The sequence below is a fragment of the Thermoleptolyngbya sp. M55_K2018_002 genome (genome assembly GCF_015295965.1).
GTDB lineage: Bacteria > Cyanobacteriota > Cyanobacteriia > Elainellales > Elainellaceae > Thermoleptolyngbya > Thermoleptolyngbya sichuanensis.
Genome location: NZ_DVEA01000419.1, coordinates 1 through 3,176 on the forward strand (window position 1 = coordinate 1; position 3,176 = coordinate 3,176).

3 protein-coding genes are annotated in these 3,176 nt (G+C 54.9%); 2 read left to right on the plus strand and 1 reads right to left on the minus strand.

Going from position 1 to position 3,176, the window contains the following annotated elements; genetic code table 11:
• Window positions 1-191: 191 nt before the first annotated feature.
• A complete protein-coding gene (locus IGS51_RS20900; protein WP_297080688.1) occupies window positions 192-1,031 on the minus strand; it encodes an A24 family peptidase in 840 nt (279 codons plus the stop codon).
• A 738-nt stretch (window positions 1,032-1,769) separates the two neighbouring features.
• Here IGS51_RS20900 and IGS51_RS20905 point away from each other — a divergent pair.
• Window positions 1,770-1,994 carry a DUF2811 domain-containing protein gene (locus IGS51_RS20905; RefSeq protein ID WP_277772323.1) on the plus strand — a complete coding sequence of 75 codons (225 nt, stop codon included), beginning with the start codon at window positions 1,770-1,772 and terminating at the stop codon, window positions 1,992-1,994.
• A gap of 533 nt (window positions 1,995-2,527) precedes the next feature.
• On the plus strand, window positions 2,528-3,118 hold the full coding sequence (gene hemJ, locus IGS51_RS20910) for a protoporphyrinogen oxidase HemJ (protein ID WP_297080689.1): 591 nt from the start codon (window positions 2,528-2,530) through the stop codon (window positions 3,116-3,118).
• The last annotated feature ends 58 nt before the right edge of the window (window positions 3,119-3,176 follow it).

Consider the following 3,176-nt stretch of genomic DNA (forward strand, 5'->3'; position numbering starts at 1 on the left):
GGGGAGATCAGGGGTTAGGGGTTGGGGGCCGGAGCGGTTCTGCGTCCTGTTGCTTTGCTCTGGGATCTTGATTCTGGCTTTTAGATTGGCGATTTTTAGATTGCCAGTTTTAGATTCCCAGTTTGAGGGGCTGCAAGGCTTCCAGCCATTTCCTCTAGGGCGCTGTTGGGGAATTTAGGGAATTAGGGAATTTATTGAACAATGCCCCAAAAGAACCCCAGGTAGCCGCGAATCAGGCTCTCTCCAAAGAAGACGGCGAGAATCGCGCCAAGTGCCAGAAACGGGCCGAAAGGGATGGGCTGGCGACGGCTGAGCAGGCCAAGGGCGATCGCCCCGCCGCCCACAAACGCCCCCAGCACGCACGCCAAAAAACCCGCCAGCAGCAGCAATTTCCAGCCCAGCCACGCCCCCATCATCGCCGCCAGCTTTGCATCACCGCCGCCCATTGCGGTTTGCCCCAGGGCCACAGAGCCAACAAACGTTATTAGATCCAGCCCCCAGATGCCCAGCACTGCGCCCACTACGCCGCCCATCACTGCTGCGGCGCTGCCCATCAGTCCGCCCTGCCCAGTGGCGACCCCCTGCGACCAGCCCATCGCTGCCTGAAAGATCAACCCCGCCACCAGTCCCGATTGGGTCAGCACATTGGGCAGGGTGAGCGTATCCAGGTCGATCAGCGCCAGCGCCATCAGCCAGCTCACCAGCGCCCAGTAGCCCACTGCAGGCAGCGGTAGCGCAAAAGACTGAGCCACGGCGACAAACAGCAAGCCTGTAATCAGTTCCACCAGCGGATATCGGGGGGAAATCGACGCTTTGCACGTTCGACACTGGCCACCCAACCACAGCCAGCCCAGCACGGGCACGTTGTCGTAGGGCCGGATGGGGGTGAGGCAAGAGGGGCAGCGAGACGGCGGATGCAGCAGCGACAGCCCCGCCGGAATCCGATACACCACCACGTTGAGAAAGCTGCCGACCGATGCGCCGATGAGGAACACGATCAGTGCCCTCAGTCCTTCAAGAATTAGCTCCATAGACCAAAATTTAGACAAAAATTAGACCAAAGTGACAGAAAGCCCTTGAATCCTAGTATCTGTAGGCGCTGCAATGTCAAGCTATGGCCAAAAGTCAGGGTGCTTTCCAGCAGTTTGCAATTCTTATCTTTCGGGCCGATTTTCCCCACAGTCTCCACAAGCTTTCCACAGCGATATCGAAGTTTTCCACAGGGGATCGGGCAGTTTTCCACAGGCTTCTACGGTGGCATTGGGGCTAGAGGAATTTTCTGGGGAATTCGCCAAAGGGCGATCGCCCCCTCAGAATCATCGGGCTTTAATGAAGTTGTGTAACAAAAATCGACCTCAAATCCGCATTGCGCCGTAAAACTTTTTTAAATCTAAAGCCCTCTGCAACAGTTCTTAAGGTTGACAACCCCACCCCCTCCTAGCGCAAAATGATGCGACCTGCTCAATTAAAGCGCTCCTTGGCAGAGGGAGCCGACTATCACCAGAGTCCGATTTTTCGATCTGGCGTGTCGCTATCCGCCCTCTGGCGAGAGTTTGCGCTGCTTTTGTGTGCCTGAGCGTCGGGACAAAGCAGCAACTTGCTGCCTCTCCTCACCTCCACCATCAGGTGCGTGCCTTTTCAAAACCTGACCTCATTCTGGCTGGCCCCAGTCAAGCGAGAGGGTTTATCGCGAGAGGGTTTATCGAGTTTGGTTCCTGCGTCCGAGCTTCTGTTTCACCATCCAAAGCTTCATCACTGAGGTTTCCCACATGAACGCAACTGTCAGCATCCTGGCCGAAATTCCTGAAGATTTGCACCTGTCCCTTAAGGGCTACCTGGAAACCCATCCCGATTGGGATCAAGACCGGGTGTTCTGCGCCGCGCTGTCGCTGTTTTTGCTGCAACACGTCAGCAGCAACAGCCCAACCACTGCCCACTGCTATCGGCGGGCAGCACGGGTCTACCTCGACACGCTGTTCAAACATGCCGTTTAAGCCGTTTAACAGGTTTAGGACTTGCACACTGGCGATGAGTTTTCTGGATTTTGAACGATTTCTCGCAGACTGCGCCCGCGAGAAATCCTACAACTGCGTCAGTCCTAAGGTTGTTTAACGGGTTTGGGGGATGCTGTCTTAGTGATGCAGAGCGATTTAGGCAGCCCCCAAACGGCTGGATGCGATCGCGCCACACCCGACAGATCTAGCCGTTTATTTCAAAAGCTCCCCGCCCAAACTGCAAACCTTGAGCGGGGAGTTTTTTTGAATCAGCAGACGCACCCGTTCCACAGACAATTGCGCTAGGCAATAGACAATTGCGCTAGGCAATTGCGCTGAACGGCTGCTTGCCTCTGGGACAACGACAAGCGAATGTCACAGGTCAACGCTGCATTGCACCAGCGCTGCGTTAAATAGTAATCAGAATTTTATGCGGCAAATTTCAAGAAATCTAAAGCCAGCCCGCCCTGGCCCCAAGGTGGCTTGATATGATCGGGCTTGCAGGACTTTGACGCTGTGGAAAGAGATTTTAGATGAACTATTTTTGGTTTAAGGCCTTTCATATTGTGGGCATTGTGGCGTGGTTTGCTGGATTGTTTTACCTGCCGCGCCTATTTGTGTATCACGCTGAGGCTTATGAACAGCCCGAACCCGCCCAGAGCATTCTGAAAAACCAGTATCAGATCATGGAGAAGCGGCTCTACAGCATCATCATGACCCCGGCGATGTTGTTGACCGTCGCGATGGCGATCGCCCTTATCACCACAGAACCCGAAGTTCTCAAGGAACCCTGGCTGCACGCCAAACTCGCCCTTGTGGTCTTGCTCATCGGCTATCACCACTACTGCAAGCGGCTGATGAAAAAACTGGCAGCCGACGAGTGCAAAATGACCAGCCAGCAGTTCCGCTGGTTCAACGAAGTTCCCACGATTCTGTTTATTTTGGTGGTGATGCTGGCAGTGTTTAAGAACAACTTGCCGACAGATATTGCTGCCTATGGCGTGGTGGGGCTGCTGATTGCCTTTGCCGCCGCAATCCAGCTTTACGCCCGCAAGCGACGGCTCGACCGCGAACGCGCCCTCAGTGCAGATCTGTCCGATGCCAGCGTGGGCAGTTCGACCTAGCGAGAGACACAGGCTGCGGGGCCTTGCTCTAAGACATTTTGCTCTAAGACATTTTGCT

Coding starts and splice junctions, on each gene's coding strand:
- IGS51_RS20900 (WP_297080688.1), bottom strand. CDS start 1,031: ATGGAGCTAATTCTTGAAGGACTGAGGGCACTGATCGTGTTCCTCATC.
- IGS51_RS20905 (WP_277772323.1), top strand. CDS start 1,770: ATGAACGCAACTGTCAGCATCCTGGCCGAAATTCCTGAAGATTTGCAC.
- hemJ (WP_297080689.1), top strand. CDS start 2,528: ATGAACTATTTTTGGTTTAAGGCCTTTCATATTGTGGGCATTGTGGCG.